Here is a 15,456-nt window from a genome sequence, read left to right as displayed (position 1 = left end):
AGTTTTGCCTTATTATACGCACTCACTCCCACGATGGACGAGCATGACCACTCTCACCGCCCCCAATAACAGGCCATTGCCCGGTAAACACAACACGGCCGGCTGGATCGTGGCCGGCGGCCAGGGCACGCGCATGGGCGGGGTGGATAAATGCCTGCTGCCCTGGCGCGGAGACACCCTGCTGGCCCACACCCGTGCCCGTCTGCAGCCGCAGGTGACGCGCTGTGTGTTAAACGCCAATGGCGATGTAACGCGCTTTTACCCGGCTCATTGGCCGTCGCATGACAGCATCATTGCCGATCGCGAGCCCCACTGCGGGCCATTGAGCGGCATCCACGCCGGGCTCAGCTGGTTACAGGATCAGCCGGAACAATGGCTATTAACGGTACCGGCCGATTGCCCGGACATAGACACTGCGTTGCTGTCCACCGTCGCCAACCAATACCGGCAACAACGTCTGTTACTGGCCTGCGCGGGCGGGCACAAGCATCCCCTTTTTGGTGTGTGGCACCGGTCATTGCTGGTTGAGGTAACCCGGGCGCTGCAAGATAAAAATTGGAAACTGATGGCCTTAGCCAGTGAATTGGGCGCGGGCTGGGTGGCGTTCGAACACGAACGCCACTTCCACAACATCAACACCCAAGAGGATTTTGAGGCGCTTACACGCTCAGAATAATCCAGTGGTAGAAGCCGATGCCCACTATCACGTTAAACGGGAACGTCAGCCCCAGGGATGACAGCATGGCCAGGCCGATATCGGCCTTGGGTATGGCGCCTTTGATGGCCACCGGTGCGGCAATGTAAGACGCACTGGCGGTTAAGCTGGCGAGAATCACCTGACCACCAATGGCCAGCCCCAGCATTTTGCCGGTGGCGATTCCCACCAGCGAAAGCACGCTGGGCGCCAGCAAGGCGAAGGTCAGCAAACGCCAGTGCTGCCACGGGAAGGGGCGTAAGGTTTCCGCCGCCACCAGGCCCATTTCCAACAGAAACAGTGCCAGTACCGCTTTGAACGCACCGGTGTACAAATCGGTGACCGAAGCACCCTGCACCGGGCCGTACATGAAGCCTATAATCACACCGCCCAGCAGCAAGATCACACCCCGGTTGGTAAAGGCCTCATGCCAGAGCTTGGCCAATGACGGTTGGGCCGGGCCATCGGATTTGTTGTAACGGCGGTACAGCAGCAAACCCACAATAATCGCAGGCAACTCCATAGCCACCAGATACAGAGTGACTTCCGGCGAAATGGCCAGATCATTGGCTTCGGCATAGGCCAGTGCCACCGCAAAGGTACCGGCACTCACCGAACCATAGTGGGCGGCAATACTGGCGGCATCTTCCAGACTCAGGCGCACCAGCTTGCGCAGCAAGGGGAAAAGCACCAACGGAATGATGGCACCCAGCGCCATCACGGCAATCAGTTCGGGAATCAGCTGCCAGCGCAAATTGCCATAGAGCGACATACCGCCCTTAAGGCCAATGGTGAGCATTAATAACAGGCTGAGGGTATCGTAAGCGGCTTTGGGAATGGTGAGGTCTGAACGCACGAGGCCGGCGACCAGCCCCAACAGGAAAAACATGACGACGATATCGGGCATAGTGTCCTCCAATCAGGGAGGCTGCATTTTAGCGGGGGTGGGGGAAAGGTGAAGGTGTTTTGGGCAAACCAAAAAAGCGACGCCGTCCCTGGCATCGCAATGGCAGACCGGTTGACATCAGCGCGCGGCGATCAGCTGGTCGAGGCGCTCCAGATCATTCATCACCGCCCATTGGCCGCCGCCCTCCACTACCCGCTTTTGCCAGGCCTCTAAACGGCGCAGGTAATCGCGCGGGTCGATGTTGTCGGTGCGCAGCTTGGTCACGTTCAACGCCACCACCCGGATGCCTTCCAGCGCAATGGGAAAGTCACGGATGTGGCCTTTTTCAAGATCTTCTTCCAGATCAGAAAATACCAGCACGTATTTTTCGCCAGCGCCGGTTTCATTCAGAAACTCACTGGCCTGTAACAGGCCACCGGTAATGTCCGTGTGGCGGCTGCCGTGGCGCACCGATTTCACATACACATCCAGCTGTTGTTTGAATGCGCGCTTCTGCTGATTGGCCACACTCGGGCGTTCATCGAACGTGGCTTTGGCAACAATATCTTTTTCGCTGAAGCTGCCGCTGTCGATGCGCGCCACCGCCACGGCATCGCCGCTGTCGAGCGTGGCCAGCAGGTAGTTCATGATGCCCTGCGCTTTGGCCAGTTCTTCGGTGTAAGTCCCCGAGGTATCCATCAACAAATAGACAGCGCGGTGTTGCGGGCGGGTTTCACCGCAGCCCACCAGGGTGAGCAGCAGCGCGGCGATAATCAGGCCGGTATTTACGCGTAAATAAGTCATGGTTACACCTCCGAATAATCCAGACCGGGTTCGGTGCGGCTGTCATTCGACTTGGCCATGCGTGCACGGCCCGCCGAGATCCAACGTTCGAACGCCAATGGCACCATGATCACCAGGTCGTACAGGTGAATGATAAAGCGCACCATCTGCTGCACCACCGCGCCCAGCAATCGGCAGACTACGGCCAGCACTTTCAATGTTGCTTCGGCAAACATGCCCAAAACCGTGCGCGTGGATTGAATGAAAGATTCAAGCGGAATGGCCACGAAGGCGAGCGCAAACGGCAACACAAACCCCATGACCATCTGGCCCACGGAGGGAATCCAGCGGAAATTCGCTTCCACCACCGACGCGCCGGCCAGCGACTGCTTGAGCGCTTCGCGGTCCAGGGCCAGCAGATCCCGCATGTATGCCAAAGACGCTTCAATGGTGGCCAGTACCGTCAGGATGGTAAAGGTAATCCACACCATGCGCCGGCGCATCTTGTCGTCCATGCTGCCAATCATCGGGAACAAATGGGTGATGCGCAGGGATTCCAGCAAAAATAATCCCATGGCAATTTCCACCATAATGATCACCAACGCGGCAATGTCCGAGGTTTTCATGGCGCCGATGTAACTGGTGCCGCCCACCATTTCCGACATGGGCATAGCAATCAGCTGGAAGTTAATCAGGCCGCCAAACACGGCGATAATTAACACTAATGCAGATACAAAAAACTGCGTCAGCGATGAACTGGTCAGACGCGCCATGGCTTCCTGCGCGCCGCTGCGAATAGCGCGGTATTCGGTCATGAAGCCATCAATCACACTGGCGCGGTCTTCCAGGCTATCGACCCGCTGCTTCACATCGGCCAGATCGCCGTCCAACTTGCGCCACAGGGGCTGCATCCGGCTCAACAATTTGTGCGATACCTGGCTGCTTTTCTGATACGCCTGCAGGCTTTCTGCTTGTGCCGATTCCACGGTTTCGTGAATCTTGTCCAGAATTTTCGCCACGGCGGCATCGCCGCTGCGCGGAATCGCTGCCACCGTTTCCACCACTTCTACCCAGGCCGGCGGCATGGGCGGCGTGTCAATGGCGGCTTCATAGTCTTTTTCGATTTTGCTGACGGTATCGCTGATTTGCCGGTGCAAACTCGGATAATGAGCCAGATCGCGGGTAATTATGCTGTTGACCCGCACAAATTCGCGCTCAATGGCACGCTGCAGCTGCTGCTCGCCGGCCGATTGCAACACCGCGCGATTGCGCTCACGCAATTGTTGCTGCGCACGCGACAAGGCCCGCGCGCCCAGGCGCGCTGAACGGTAAATACTGCGCGCCAGCGCCTGTAACAAGGCATGTGACTGGCTGCGGCCCAGGTACATGGCCAACACCAGCACAAACAACCAGATCGCCAGACTGGCGGCCGCATTATCGGACCACAGATGAATGAGTTCGGTTGGCATGATAGGTTCTCCTCTTGTCTGCCTACCATCCGAGTAAACTCACCCCGTGTGAGTAATCTGTGAGCAAAACACGCATCAGGCAAATAATGTGAAGAAGATCACATAAATATGGCAACCATTCTCTGGGCAGAAGACCAGCGGCATTGGATCGATAAATTTTCCGATTGCCTGCTGAATACCGCATTTGACGACGCCCCCAATCAGCTGATTGTGCTGGACGGGGTGCAGGCCGTGCAGGCATTCTGCCTCGAGGGCAATGCGACACCGGATCTGGCCTTGCTGGACGCGCGCATGCATGGCGATGACCAGGCCGGTTTTACCGTGTCACAAAGCCTGCGCAAACGCTGGCCGGATCTGCCGATCATTTATTTGTCGGAACACAGCGGCACCCAGATTGAAGCGCAGGCGTTCAGTTTGCACAGCACACTGGACTTTATTGCCAAGCATCAACGCAATGTGGAACAGGTATTGTGCTGGCGTATCAAAGCGCTGTTGCGTCAGCGCGCCCTGAGCCAACCGAGTGCGCAAACCGATTGCGTGCGCAGCGGTCCGCTGCAAATTGATCTGGTCAGCTGGGATATTTACTGGGCCGGCAACAAGCTGCACAACCCGAAAAATCCACGCCGCGCCCTGCCCCCGACACCGCGCAAAATCCTGCATTATCTGGTGGAGCACTCGCCCCGGCCACAGACGGCCGCTCAGGTGGCCCGTGCGCTGGCACTGGATGAAGAACGCTTTTCCAACGCCGCCTACCGTCAACACATCCGCACCTTGCGCGATGCAATCGATAACGTCAGCCAGCGTACCTTTTCCACGCTTTGCAAACAGGGCTTGGGTCTGGTGACCGCAGGCGACGCGGGCAGTTATCGCTGGGTTCCACCTTCCGAGGCCGATGCATGAACACAAAAGCAAACATTTCTTATCCGTGGCTGAGCAGTGTGAGCCTGTTGCTGGCGTTGGCGCTCTGGCAGTTGGCCCGCTGGCCGGTGGCACTGCCGGACGGCATGCTGCTGCAGCCGCTGCCGGATCTTTGGTTGTGGAGTGTCACATCGATAGCGTTAGCATTGGTGCTTTGGGATTTGTTGCGCTTTCACCGGCAGTTGCGCGGTTTCCATAAACAAGCGCAACACCTCACCGATCAATGCCTGCAGTTGGCGGAGGATAAAAAACGCTTACAACAAAAAGCCCATACCTACTCCAATAAAACCGAAAAACTCAAAGCCTTCATCGGCGACAAATTACTGGAGTACATTGAGTACGACGAAAAATACCTGCACTTCAAGGGCATTGCCGCCGAAGTTCGCCACAATGGCATCATCAGTTACGACATCATTCTGGACGCACTTCAAACGGCACGCAGTCAATTGCCGGACGACAGCCGTTACGACGAAGCGCTGGCGGGTCTCGGCTATTTGTGGGACCTGCTGGATTTATCCACCGCCGACAATATGGCATTGCATATCAATAACCATTTATGCGACTGCGAAAATTACTACTACCAACAACAGCTGAATACCACGGAACCTGCGCCGTTCGAACCCAGCTACCCGGCCTATCGGGCACTGGTGCGCGCGCTGACCCCCGTGACCCAGAGCGCCGAACGATTGCAGTGGCTGAACAAGCCGGACGCGCTGGAATGCACGCATCTGGACAGCCAGTTTCGTTTTTATCTGGACAAAACCTGCCAACTGCTGGGCAATGAAAATCATCTGGTACTGCTGGCAGAAAACCTGATAAAGAATGCGCTTTATCACAAGGATCAAGGTCTGGGGCCTCGCCCGGCCATTGTCCTGAACCTGACAGCCCAGGAGGGCAAAGCCCGCTTCAGCGTGTACAACCCGGGCCCGCACATTGAAGACGCCAACCAACAAAAAATTTACCAGCTGGGCTTCACCACCCGGCAGGATGCCCAGATCCACGGCCGCGGACTGGGCCTGTACTTTGTCAGCCAAATAGTGTCGGGTTACGAAGGCAAAATCCGCCACCGCAACTGGTACAACCAACCGGAAAGCTATTCTATCCGCATAGAAACCCATGACGGCCTGGCTAGCCAACGGGTGCAAACCCAAGTGGTAGAAGTGGTGGTGGAAAACCAGCAACCCGGCTGTCGCATGGTATCCGATGCCGCCAACGACGACCGGCCACAGATTGTGCCGCACCAGGCCTGGCAATTTACCCAGGCCATTGTGAGCGTGGAAATCACCGCCCGCAGCCAGGCACAGACCTGGTCCTTTTCCGACTTCGAACAGGAAACCGCGTTTTGCCAACAAGAACCCACGCCCGGGCTGCCACCGCGCTGGCAGTTGACGGTGACCCATAACAAACAGCGGGGGCGCCTGGTGTTTGAACCAATGAACGTCAACGGTGTGGTCTTTGATGTGGAGTTGCCGTTGGCAGATACCGAGGTAGACGAAGAATTGCCGGAAGAAGAGGATTATTTATCGGAGGTGGCGCAGAAGTATGTGCCGTTGGGGTAGGTTGGGTGCTGATACCATCCGCGGCTGGGAAGCGGATGGCCGCCCCGCCGCGAATATACTGAAGCGATTAATTGGCCTCCGCCGCCGGTGCTTCGGCCTTTTTCTTACGCCAGCGATTCCACGCCAGACGCAACAACAAACTTACCAGCAAGGCGGCAACCCACACCACCGCCAACGGCCAGGCAGCGCGGGCGATGGGTTGGTCGGTAAAAATTCCGTCTAGCACAAACACAAAAAACGCCGGCGCCATTTGTGGGTGATCCGGTGACAGTGCTACCGGCGTCAGCAACCAAGCGCCGACAGTGACGGTACAGAATTGCGCCAGCTCACTGTATTTACGGAATAACCACCAGGTAGCCAGCATCAGCCCCGCCACACCGGCAAAATAGCTGTACCACATATAAGGCACAAACGGATCGGCCATTACTTCATTCATATTCACTCTCCGAATGTAAGGACTAGTCTCTAGTCTCTAGTCTCTAGTCTCTAGTCTCTAGTCTCTAGTCTCTAGTCTCTAGTCTCTAGTCTCTAGTCTCTAGTCTCTAGTCTCTAGTCTCTAGTCTCTAGTCTCTAGTCTCTAGTCTCTAGTCTCTAGTCTCTAGTCTCTAGTCTCTAGTCTCTAGTCTCTAGTCTCTAGTCTCTAGTCTCTAGTCTCTAGTCTCTAGCAATTAGAAACTAGAGACTGGTTTCTACAAATCAACCCAATGGACAATTTCGTTTTCCCAATCTTCTTCGGACACGGCCGTTTCAGGTATGGCGCGGCCGCGCACGGAAATGCCGGCGGCGTGCACGGCTTGCGGATCGCCGGTAATCAGCGGATGCCATTCCGGCAAGTCTTCTCCTTCCGCTAATAACCGATAAGCACAGGTCACCGGCAACCAATGGAACTCTTCGATTTTGTCGGCGGTGAGATTCAGGCAACCCGGCACGCGCTCAAGCCGGTGCGGGTAGTCGCCGCAGCGGCCGGATTCGATGTCCAATAACTTGCACGCCAGGCGGGTGAAATAAACCTCGCCCGAATCTTCATCTTCCAGCTTCTGCAAGCAGCATTTGCCACAACCATCGCACAGCGATTCCCACTGGTAACGACTCATGTCGGAAAGCTTTGTGGTGCGCCAGAAATCCCGTTGCCAGGCCATTACATCAACTTGGAGTTGTGTTTGTTAATGTCGGTCATGTAGTCGTCTTTGGGCGGCGGCAACTGCAGATAAAAGCCCTGACTGTCCAGCGCCGCTTTGACTTTTTCCACATCCACTCGCGCCAGCTTGCGGCCTTCGCGCAATAACAGCGTCATCACATGTTTGGGCTGGCCGAATCGGGCCGTGAGTGCTTCCGGCACGCGGCTGAGTCCGTCGGACTTCAACACGTAAAGGTACATATCGCCATCCTTGGGGCTGCGATAAATATCGCACAGGTATTTAATGGCGTCGGTCATGACATCTCCGGGTTTTGTTCACATAAGGCTTGCGCCAGCTGTTCCAGTTGCTGGCCGACTACCGGGTATCGCCATCCTTTGAGCCCATCGGGCAGTTCGGGCTGACCGGCAATCACGCTGCGGGTGAGTTGTTCAAGGTCTTTTTTGCGGGTAAGAATTTCCGGCGTCACCTGCGCGGTCTCCGATACTGCGACGGCACAGGCTTTGAATTGTTTGAGAATATCGCCTTGCGCCGGCGTCAACGGCTTGTCCAACCGCGCCGGTAAATCCTCTTTGCGCTGCTGGGCATCGGCCACGAAGCCCAATACCGTGTCGGCATAATGCTTGAGCGTGCGATTGCCCATCCCATCAATGGCGGACAGCTGCTTTACCGTGGTGGGTTTGCGTCGGGCCACTTCCCAGGCGGCGCCTTCTTTCATCAAACGGTTGCGCGGCACATCCAACTTGCGCGCTTCCTGTTCGCGCCAGATACACAAGGGCTTTAAAATCGCGAGCTGATCCGGGTAGAGTTTCCAGGCCAGTTTGACCTTGGTATAGGCATCATCAAACTGATCCGGCGCTTCGGCATTGGCCACGAGCTGCGCGCATTCTTCCTGCACCCAGCTGAGCCGATCCAGGGCTTTGAGCCTGATTAAAATTTTGCCGTACACCACCAGCAAATAGGCCACATCCAACGCCGCATAATGCATTTGCGATTGGCTCAGCGGGCGCTGCATCCAGTCGGAACGGGTCTCGCCTTTATCGAGCTCAATACCTAACTGGTCTTTCACCAGATTGGCATAACCCATGGAAAAACCGATGTTCGCGAACGCCGCGGCAACCTGGGTGTCGAACAATGGCTTGGGCACCACACCCAATAAAAACCGGAAGGTTTCCAGATCTTCCGAACAGGAGTGGATGACTTTTATGACCGAAGGATTCACCAGCAATTGCGCCAGCGCAGATAAGTCTTTAATGGCCAGCGGATCGATCAGGTAACAGCCTTTGCCATCGCCCACCTGAATCAGGCCGGCGTGAGGATAGTAGGTCTGGCTGCGCATGAATTCGGTGTCGATGGCGATGGCCGCCTGCTGCGACCAACGCGCACATAACTGCGCCAGCTCGGCTTCGGTATCGACCCAGATGGGGTCGGTGGCGATACGGCTCATCACACCCTCTGTCGGCTGGAGAAGGCGTGCGCCAGGGTGCCGCCGTCAATGTATTCAAGTTCACCGCCCAAAGGCACGCCGTGGGCAATGCGCGATACTGGAACGTCGAGTTTTTTCGCCCGCTCGCTGATGTAATGGGCCGTGGCTTCGCCTTCAATGGTGGGGTTGGTGGCGAGAATCACTTCTTCTATGCCGCCGGCGGCCAGCAAGCTATGCAGTTGGTCCAAACCCAGATCCTGCGGCCCGATGCCGTCGATGGGAGACAAGTGACCATGCAACACAAAATAGGTGCCCTGGTAGGTGCCGGCCTGCTCAATGGCCAGCACGTCGGCTGGCGTTTCCACCACACAAAGCAGCGCCTGATTGCGCCGTTTGTTGGCGCAGATGGAACACAGGGTTTGCTCGGTCAGGGTGCGGCAACGATCGCACTCACCCACGCCTTCCACGGCGGTGGCCAGTGCCGTGGCCAACCGGCTGGCGCCTTCCCGGTCGCGCTCGAGCAAATGCAACGCCATGCGCTGGGCCGATTTGGGGCCAACACCGGGCAGTGCACGCAAGGCACTCATCAATTCATCAATTAAAGGGCTGAACATTAATTAAACAGTCTCTGGATTCTGGTCGCTGGTTTCTGGTCACTCAGAAAGGCATCTTGAATCCCGGCGGCATCTGCATGCCGCCGGTCAGGCTTTGCATCATCTCGCGGTTTTTATCTTCCACTTTGCGCACTGCATCGTTGACGGCAGCCGCCAATAAATCTTCCAACATTTCTTTGTCTTCAGACATGAGCGAATCATCAATGCTCACGCGCTTGACGTCGTGGCGGCCATTCATAATCACCGACACCAGACCCGCGCCCGATTGACCGGTCACTTCTGCGTTAGCCGCTTCTTCCTGCATCTTCTGCATTTTTTCTTGCATCTGCTGCGCCTGTTTCATCAGGTCGCCCATGTTTCCGAACATGTTTACCTCAGCGTTAAAGGGGTTCTACCGTGGATTCGTCCAATGCGGCCTGAAAGGTGGCTTCCAGTTTCTGCAACAGCGAATCGGTTTTCAGACTTTCCAGGGCGCGCGCCTGTTTCTCCGCGCGCAGCCGGATAGCGGTGGCCGACGGCGTTTCCGTTTTCACCTCACCGGGCTCGATATTCACCTGCACGGGCTCGTTGAAATAGGCCGTGAGCACATCGGCCAGCCGCTGCTGGTGACTGGGGTCGTACAGGTTGGCGTTGGCGGCATCCAGGACAAAACTCAGCTGGTTGCCATTTACCGCCACCAATTCACTGTTCGCAGCGGTGCTTTGCAGCACCCCGGCCACTTTCAATTCCAGATACAGCCCCACCCAATCGCCCGGTTTGAGGGTGACCAGGTGGTAGGACCTGACCGGCGCGTGTGTCGCCGGTTGTGCAGGCGCTTTGCTTTGTACCGGTGCAGGTGCAGGTGCAGGTGCAGGTGCAGGTGCAGGTGCAGGTGCAGGTGCAGGTGCAGGTGCAGGTGCAGCAGGCTGCGCGGCCACAGGTGCGGGCGTCAAGGATTGGCTGTTTGCGCGAGACGGTTCGGCCAGACCAGGTTCGGCCCGGGCAGATTCGGCCCGGACAGGTTCAGCCTGAGCGGGCGACGACGGTTGCGGGGCTGCTACCGGTTCAGGTGTTTTTTTTTCCGCGGATGCGCTTGGCTGATGATCATCCTCATCGCCGTCCAGCCCGGGCGGTGCTTCGTCCCAGGGCGGGGTGTCATCCCGGGGCGGCAGACTCTCGGCCGGCGGGGGCGTTGCCGGTGCAGGCGCCCTCGCCGTCTCCACTCCGGCGGCGCCAGCGGCTGGCTGGGCAGCAGATTGGGTCTCAGGCGCGGGTTGTGGCGCGCTGACTGGCGGCGCTGCCTGCGGCGCACTGGCTGGCTGAACACTGGCCGGCTGCGCCAGCGCGGTCTTGGGCAAATCGACCACACCCTGGGGTTTGAACGCCAGCATGCGCAACAACACCATATCAAAACCGCTGCGCGGATCGGGTGCCAGCGGCAGATCGCGGCGGCCCAATAAGGCGGTCTGGTAATAGAGCTGGACATCTTCGGTGGGCATGGCCTGAGCCAGCGCCAACACCTGTTCGCGATCGCCAAAGGAGTTGTCGATGGCTTCGGGCATGGCCTGGGCGATGGCAATGCGGTGTAACACCGACAGCATTTCCGCCAACGCGCCCTGATAGTCGGGCGAGTGTTCGGCCAGCTGGTTGACGGCGCTCATCAGCGCCTGGGTGTCGGCTGCCGCCAACGCAGACAACAGGGCATACACCAGCTGCTGATCCAGGGTGCCGAGCATAGACCGCACCTCGGCCTCGGCCACCTTGCCATTGCCAAAGGCGATGGCCTGATCGGTGAGCGAGAGCGCATCGCGCATACTGCCATCGGCCGCGCGCCCCAACTGCCAGAGCGCGGCCTCTTCAAACGGCACCAGCTCTTTTTCGAGCACGTACGCCAGATGGCCCACGATGCGCTCGGGGTTCATGTTCTTGAGGTTGAACTGCAAGCAGCGCGACAACACCGTCACCGGCAGCTTTTGCGGATCGGTGGTGGCAAGCAGGAATTTCACGTGGGGTGGCGGCTCTTCCAGGGTCTTCAGCAGGGCATTGAAGCTGCTGGTGGAGAGCATGTGCACTTCGTCGATGAGGTAGACCTTGTAGCGGCCACGGGTGGGCGCGTACTGGACGTTTTCCAGCAGCTCGCGGGTGTCTTCCACCTTAGTGCGGCTGGCGGCATCCACTTCGATCAGGTCGACAAAACGGCCTTCGGCAATTTCATTACAGGCCGAGCACTGGCCGCACGGCTCTGAGCTGACGCCGGTTTCACAGTTAAGGCATTTGGCCAGAATACGGGCGATGGTGGTTTTGCCCACCCCGCGGGTGCCGGTGAACAGGTAGGCGTGGTGCAGCCGGTTGTGGTCCAGGGCGTTAATCAACGCCTGGAGCACATGCTCCTGCCCCACCATCTCGCGGAATATGCGCGGCCGCCATTTGCGGGCGAGTACCTGATAACTCATGAGTGTAAGTGCCTGATAATACGAACGTTGCAGTATATCTCAGCTCACTTTGAGAAACACGGGGTCCGGGAGGTGGCGTTCCGGACAGACAGGGCCCGCGGGCGGCAGACCACTCAAGCGTGTCCTTTAACACGCTAGAGGCCCGCCGTTGCGGCGTACACCTGAAAGCCAAACCAGATCGCGACCAGAATCTCAATCAATACGCCCGTGCGCTTACCCACGTTTACCTCCCCATATGTGCGCGCCAGAAAACGCCGCGCGGATGCCATTGCCATGATGGAGACCAGTATCGCAACCGCCACCCGCCGGGAAAATCGGCCGGATGGCGGCCCCCGTTTGGCCTAGGCCATTTACGACATGAGGCCAATGCAAGCCGGGCCGCCCGATCCCTACACTGGCGCCATCTGAAATTGAGTGGCAATGCGATGCAGAAGCTAGACCTGATTATTGTTGGTGCAGGCCCCGCCGGGCTGAGTGCCGCCGTGCAAGCTGCCAAGCGCGGCCTGCGCTGTTTGGTACTGGAGGCGGCAGACGCCATCGCCGGCACCATCCGCGGTTTCACCGGCGGCAAGTGGATCATGTCTGAACCCAGCCGGCTGACCAAACGCAGCCCCCTGCCGTTCGACGCCGCCCACCGGGAAACCCTGCTGTCGGAGTGGGAAGCGGTGGCCGCAGCGCACCAACTGCAACTGCATTGCAACGAGTCGCTGGTCAGCATTGACGGAGAAGCGCCCCAGTACGTGATTACCACCAGTAAAGGCGTGCACTACCAAACCCGGCACATCGTGCTGGCTTACGGCATTCAGGGGAACCCCACACCGCTGCCGGCGCCCGGCGCTAATCTGGTGGATGTGCAATACCGGGTTCCCTCGGCTGGCTGGCGCGATCAGCGCATTGCCATTGTGGGCGCCGGCGATTCTGCACTGGAAGACGCGCTGTTACTGGCCGAACACAACAACGTCCTGCTGCTGAACCGCAAGGATAATTTTGCCCGCGCCAAACCCGCCAACCGGCAGCGCTTTGAGGCCGCAGTGGCGGCAGGCCGGGTTCAGTACCTGGCCAACGCCCAATTGCTGGCGGTAGAACCCCGCGGCAAAACCACTCGTCTGCTGGTCTCTCATCAGGGCGAAAAACGCCGCCTGGTAACGGATCAACTGATGGCACGGATTGGCACCCAATCACCCCGGGTACAACTGGAACAGTGGGGCCTGCACTTTGACGACGCGCGCGCCCAATTCCCGGCGCTGGATGAACACAACCAAACCAACCGGGCCGGCATTTATGTGATCGGTGCGCTGGCGGGCGAACCACTGATCAAACCCGGCATCAATCAGGGTTTCAACGTGGTAGAACACATTGTGGGCCGCCCCGCCGAACCCTTGGTGTTTCAAGCCCTGAACCAACGGCTGACCCAGCTGGGCAGCCGGGAAAACGCATCCGCATTGGCCCAGTGGCTGGCGCAGCACCCGCTGTTCAAACAACTGAACCGCCGGCAATTGCTGACACTGATGGAAAAGATCGACGTGCGGCGGACCCTGAGTGGGCAAACGTTGCTGCACAAAGGGCATTTTTCCGAATCGCTCTGCATCCTCAAGCAAGGTCAGGCGCAGGTTGCGCTGACACAACCCGTGTATCTGGAAGCGGGCGATATCTTTGGCGAATTCAGTCTGCTGTCGCGTCAGCCGGTAAGCTGTGACGTGGTGGCCGACACCAACTGCGACGTGATCGCCATTCCGCGCAACGTGCTTGAACCTTTGTGGGCAAAGGACCCGCGCTTCTGGCGCCAGACTGCCCTGATGTATTTTCGCCGCTATCTCACCGCCCGCCTGCACTACCCCTTGCCGAGCCGGCTGACAAAATTGCTGTTGCTGTCGGCCAATACCGTCAGTCTTGCACGCGGCGAATCGTACCCGCTCAACGATCAGGTAGCATTTATTCTGAGCGGTCAGGTCTCGATGACTGCGGGCGAACACAAACGCACCCTCAACCCCGGACAAATGATCGGCCCTGAAAACCGCCAGCGGGTGCAGCCATTGCACGCTGAAAGTACGCGCACTGAATTGCTGACGCTGCCCTACGGGCCACTGAAAGATCTGCTCGCGCCAGACACTCATCTGGCCGACCTGCTGCATAACCGGGGCGCCAGTATCAGCAAGCCGCTGGTGCAATTTTTTGACGCCGAACAGGTGACCAATGCCAATAACCTGCTGGTCATCGACAAAGACAAGTGCGTGGGTTGCGACAATTGCGAGACTGCCTGTGCGGCCACCCACAACGGCGTATCGCGGGTCAATCGCGGCCAGGGTGGCGTCATCGCCAACGCCCATTTACCGGGCAGCTGCCGCCATTGCCAACAGGCCTATTGCATGCAGGATTGTCCCGCCGATGCCATTACCCGGGCGCCGGACGGCAGTGTACAGATCAGTGATCAATGTATTGGTTGTGGCAATTGCGCCCAGCTGTGCCCGTTTGACGCGATAACAATTGCGTCGCCCGACAGCCGCTCGTGGTTGGACAAGATGAACCCTTTCGCCGCAAGCACCAAGGCACCGGCCGTGGCGTTGAAATGCGACCTGTGCCGAACCCGATCAACCGGCCCGGCCTGCGTAGAGGCGTGCCCCACCGGCGCGGCCCAGCGCATGGCGCCACAGGATTTAATTGCCCTGGTGAACCTCTCATGATCCGCCCAAACCAACGACGCGCTTTGTCACTCACCCAGGGTTTACTGTTGGCGCTTGCGCTGTGCGCGCTGACCTACCTGTTGACCGACCCCATCGGACCCCGCAATGGCGACACCTGGCTGGGCTATGTGCTGGGCACATTGGCAGCCGGGGTGGTGTGCGCACTGCTGATGCTGGGCGCGCGCCGGCGCTGGTGGATCAATCGCCTGGGCAGCCAGCAGCAATGGGTGGCCGCGCACATCCTGTTCGGTTTGCTGCTGATCCCGTTGGTACTGCTGCACAGCGGTTTTCAACTTGGCAACGGCTTGCACGCGGCACTGTTTGTACTGATGGTGCTGGACGTGGCCTCGGGCTTTTATGGTCTCTATTTGTATCAGACCCAACCCAAAAAACTGCGCGGCCTGAGCGAGGGTGGCGGCGCCCGGAAATTGCTGGCCGACATCAGATCGGCCGACACACAACTGCTGGCGCTCGCACGCTCTGCCGGTTCGGAAATCGGTTGCGTGCTGGTATCGGCTATCCAGCGGACCTGGATACCGCAATCCCTGCGCGCGCTGATATTCAATGCCGACAAGTCGCACTTGTTAATGGCCAGAGACGGCAGCTACCACTTGGTTGCCAATCCCCGCCAGCAGGTATTGGGGCAGCTGTTACACCAGTATCGCGCAGACAAAGCCCTGCTCGTGCGCGTCGAGGCGCGCAGCCAGATGTTACAGGCCTACCGCAAGGCTCTGGTGGTGGAGTTTATTCTCGGCCACTGGCTGAAGGTACACCTGCAATTGTCCATGGCGTTTTTTGCGTTGCTGATCGTACACATAGTGGTGGTGCTCATCTACTGAAGAGCGACTGCTACACTCA

At 58.3% G+C, this 15,456-nt stretch carries 16 protein-coding genes; 5 read left to right on the top strand and 11 right to left on the bottom strand.

Annotation, left to right across the window (positions count from 1 at the left end):
• The first annotated feature begins 43 nt into the window (after positions 1 to 43).
• Positions 44 to 676, top strand: a complete 633-nt coding sequence (mobA, locus tag M5M_RS17865; protein ID WP_015048916.1) for a molybdenum cofactor guanylyltransferase — start codon at positions 44 to 46, stop codon at positions 674 to 676.
• On the opposite strand, the gene M5M_RS17860 is transcribed toward mobA, so the two are convergent.
• From M5M_RS17860 to M5M_RS17850, 3 genes are all read right to left on the bottom strand, one after another.
• On the bottom strand, positions 660 to 1,601 hold the full coding sequence (locus M5M_RS17860; protein WP_015048915.1) for a sodium-dependent bicarbonate transport family permease: 942 nt from the start codon (positions 1,599 to 1,601) through the stop codon (positions 660 to 662). The two genes, mobA and M5M_RS17860, sit on opposite strands and share 17 nt — an antisense overlap.
• A 117-nt stretch (positions 1,602 to 1,718) precedes the next feature.
• Entirely contained in the window at positions 1,719 to 2,384 is a 666-nt protein-coding gene (locus tag M5M_RS17855) for a vWA domain-containing protein (RefSeq protein ID WP_015048914.1), read from the bottom strand.
• A 2-nt stretch (positions 2,385 to 2,386) separates the two neighbouring features.
• Positions 2,387 to 3,832 (bottom strand): hypothetical protein, encoded by a 1,446-nt coding sequence (locus M5M_RS17850; protein ID WP_015048913.1) that lies wholly within the window; start codon positions 3,830 to 3,832, stop codon positions 2,387 to 2,389.
• Positions 3,833 to 3,940: 108 nt separating this feature from the next.
• On the opposite strand from M5M_RS17850, the gene M5M_RS17845 reads away from it, so the two are divergent.
• Positions 3,941 to 4,732 carry a response regulator transcription factor gene (locus M5M_RS17845; RefSeq protein ID WP_015048912.1) on the top strand — a complete coding sequence of 264 codons (792 nt, stop codon included), beginning with the start codon at positions 3,941 to 3,943 and terminating at the stop codon, positions 4,730 to 4,732.
• Positions 4,729 to 6,309 (top strand): sensor histidine kinase, encoded by a 1,581-nt coding sequence (locus M5M_RS17840; RefSeq protein WP_015048911.1) that lies wholly within the window; start codon positions 4,729 to 4,731, stop codon positions 6,307 to 6,309. The genes M5M_RS17845 and M5M_RS17840 overlap by 4 nt, the downstream gene beginning before the upstream one ends.
• A gap of 67 nt (positions 6,310 to 6,376) precedes the next feature.
• Here M5M_RS17840 and M5M_RS17835 read toward each other — a convergent pair whose 3' ends face one another.
• The 8 genes from M5M_RS17835 to M5M_RS20420 all read right to left on the bottom strand — a co-directional run bounded on the left by M5M_RS17835 (position 6,377) and on the right by M5M_RS20420 (position 12,192).
• A complete protein-coding gene (locus M5M_RS17835) occupies positions 6,377 to 6,745 on the bottom strand; it encodes a hypothetical protein (protein WP_015048910.1) in 369 nt (122 codons plus the stop codon).
• Positions 6,746 to 6,998: 253 nt separating this feature from the next.
• On the bottom strand, positions 6,999 to 7,448 hold the full coding sequence (locus M5M_RS17830; RefSeq protein ID WP_015048909.1) for a YcgN family cysteine cluster protein: 450 nt from the start codon (positions 7,446 to 7,448) through the stop codon (positions 6,999 to 7,001).
• Positions 7,448 to 7,744: a YcgL domain-containing protein gene (locus M5M_RS17825; protein ID WP_015048908.1), complete on the bottom strand. Its 297-nt coding sequence runs from the start codon at positions 7,742 to 7,744 to the stop codon at positions 7,448 to 7,450. Before M5M_RS17825 ends, M5M_RS17830 begins: the two co-directional genes overlap by 1 nt.
• Positions 7,741 to 8,892, bottom strand: a complete 1,152-nt coding sequence (gene rnd / locus M5M_RS17820) for a ribonuclease D (RefSeq protein ID WP_015048907.1) — start codon at positions 8,890 to 8,892, stop codon at positions 7,741 to 7,743. Before rnd ends, M5M_RS17825 begins: the two co-directional genes overlap by 4 nt.
• Positions 8,892 to 9,485, bottom strand: a complete 594-nt coding sequence (gene recR / locus M5M_RS17815; protein ID WP_015048906.1) for a recombination mediator RecR — start codon at positions 9,483 to 9,485, stop codon at positions 8,892 to 8,894. The genes rnd and recR overlap by 1 nt, the downstream gene beginning before the upstream one ends.
• A gap of 43 nt (positions 9,486 to 9,528) precedes the next feature.
• On the bottom strand, positions 9,529 to 9,852 hold the full coding sequence (locus tag M5M_RS17810; protein WP_015048905.1) for a YbaB/EbfC family nucleoid-associated protein: 324 nt from the start codon (positions 9,850 to 9,852) through the stop codon (positions 9,529 to 9,531).
• A 13-nt stretch (positions 9,853 to 9,865) separates the two neighbouring features.
• Entirely contained in the window at positions 9,866 to 11,917 is a 2,052-nt protein-coding gene (gene dnaX, locus M5M_RS17805) for a DNA polymerase III subunit gamma/tau (RefSeq protein WP_015048904.1), read from the bottom strand.
• A gap of 134 nt (positions 11,918 to 12,051) precedes the next feature.
• A complete protein-coding gene (locus M5M_RS20420; protein ID WP_156025693.1) occupies positions 12,052 to 12,192 on the bottom strand; it encodes a hypothetical protein in 141 nt (46 codons plus the stop codon).
• Positions 12,193 to 12,342: 150 nt separating this feature from the next.
• Here M5M_RS20420 and M5M_RS17800 point away from each other — a divergent pair, with 150 nt between their 5' ends.
• Both M5M_RS17800 and M5M_RS17795 read left to right on the top strand, forming a co-directional pair.
• Complete coding sequence (locus M5M_RS17800; protein ID WP_015048903.1) at positions 12,343 to 14,598, top strand: FAD-dependent oxidoreductase; 2,256 nt, start codon at positions 12,343 to 12,345, stop codon at positions 14,596 to 14,598.
• A complete protein-coding gene (locus tag M5M_RS17795) occupies positions 14,595 to 15,437 on the top strand; it encodes a hypothetical protein (protein ID WP_015048902.1) in 843 nt (280 codons plus the stop codon). Before M5M_RS17800 ends, M5M_RS17795 begins: the two co-directional genes overlap by 4 nt.
• The last annotated feature ends 19 nt before the right edge of the window (positions 15,438 to 15,456 follow it).

Source organism: Simiduia agarivorans SA1 = DSM 21679 (assembly GCF_000305785.2).
Lineage (GTDB): Bacteria > Pseudomonadota > Gammaproteobacteria > Pseudomonadales > Cellvibrionaceae > Simiduia > Simiduia agarivorans.
Note: the sequence above shows the minus strand (reverse complement) of the source record. Positions and strands in the feature narration are given on the sequence as shown.

Excerpts from the sequence above, each read along its gene's own strand:
- M5M_RS17795 (WP_015048902.1), top strand. The coding sequence starts at position 14,595 with ATGATCCGCCCAAACCAACGACGCGCTTTGTCACTCACCCAGGGTTTA.
- M5M_RS17800 (WP_015048903.1), top strand. The coding sequence starts at position 12,343 with ATGCAGAAGCTAGACCTGATTATTGTTGGTGCAGGCCCCGCCGGGCTG.
- M5M_RS17850 (WP_015048913.1), bottom strand. The coding sequence starts at position 3,832 with ATGCCAACCGAACTCATTCATCTGTGGTCCGATAATGCGGCCGCCAGT.
- M5M_RS17835 (WP_015048910.1), bottom strand. The coding sequence starts at position 6,745 with ATGAATGAAGTAATGGCCGATCCGTTTGTGCCTTATATGTGGTACAGC.
- M5M_RS17860 (WP_015048915.1), bottom strand. The coding sequence starts at position 1,601 with ATGCCCGATATCGTCGTCATGTTTTTCCTGTTGGGGCTGGTCGCCGGC.
- recR (WP_015048906.1), bottom strand. The coding sequence starts at position 9,485 with ATGTTCAGCCCTTTAATTGATGAATTGATGAGTGCCTTGCGTGCACTG.
- M5M_RS17810 (WP_015048905.1), bottom strand. The coding sequence starts at position 9,852 with ATGTTCGGAAACATGGGCGACCTGATGAAACAGGCGCAGCAGATGCAA.
- M5M_RS17825 (WP_015048908.1), bottom strand. The coding sequence starts at position 7,744 with ATGACCGACGCCATTAAATACCTGTGCGATATTTATCGCAGCCCCAAG.
- M5M_RS17830 (WP_015048909.1), bottom strand. The coding sequence starts at position 7,448 with ATGGCCTGGCAACGGGATTTCTGGCGCACCACAAAGCTTTCCGACATG.
- M5M_RS17845 (WP_015048912.1), top strand. The coding sequence starts at position 3,941 with ATGGCAACCATTCTCTGGGCAGAAGACCAGCGGCATTGGATCGATAAA.
- M5M_RS17840 (WP_015048911.1), top strand. The coding sequence starts at position 4,729 with ATGAACACAAAAGCAAACATTTCTTATCCGTGGCTGAGCAGTGTGAGC.
- dnaX (WP_015048904.1), bottom strand. The coding sequence starts at position 11,917 with ATGAGTTATCAGGTACTCGCCCGCAAATGGCGGCCGCGCATATTCCGC.
- rnd (WP_015048907.1), bottom strand. The coding sequence starts at position 8,892 with ATGAGCCGTATCGCCACCGACCCCATCTGGGTCGATACCGAAGCCGAG.
- M5M_RS17855 (WP_015048914.1), bottom strand. The coding sequence starts at position 2,384 with ATGACTTATTTACGCGTAAATACCGGCCTGATTATCGCCGCGCTGCTG.
- mobA (WP_015048916.1), top strand. The coding sequence starts at position 44 with ATGACCACTCTCACCGCCCCCAATAACAGGCCATTGCCCGGTAAACAC.
- M5M_RS20420 (WP_156025693.1), bottom strand. The coding sequence starts at position 12,192 with ATGGCAATGGCATCCGCGCGGCGTTTTCTGGCGCGCACATATGGGGAG.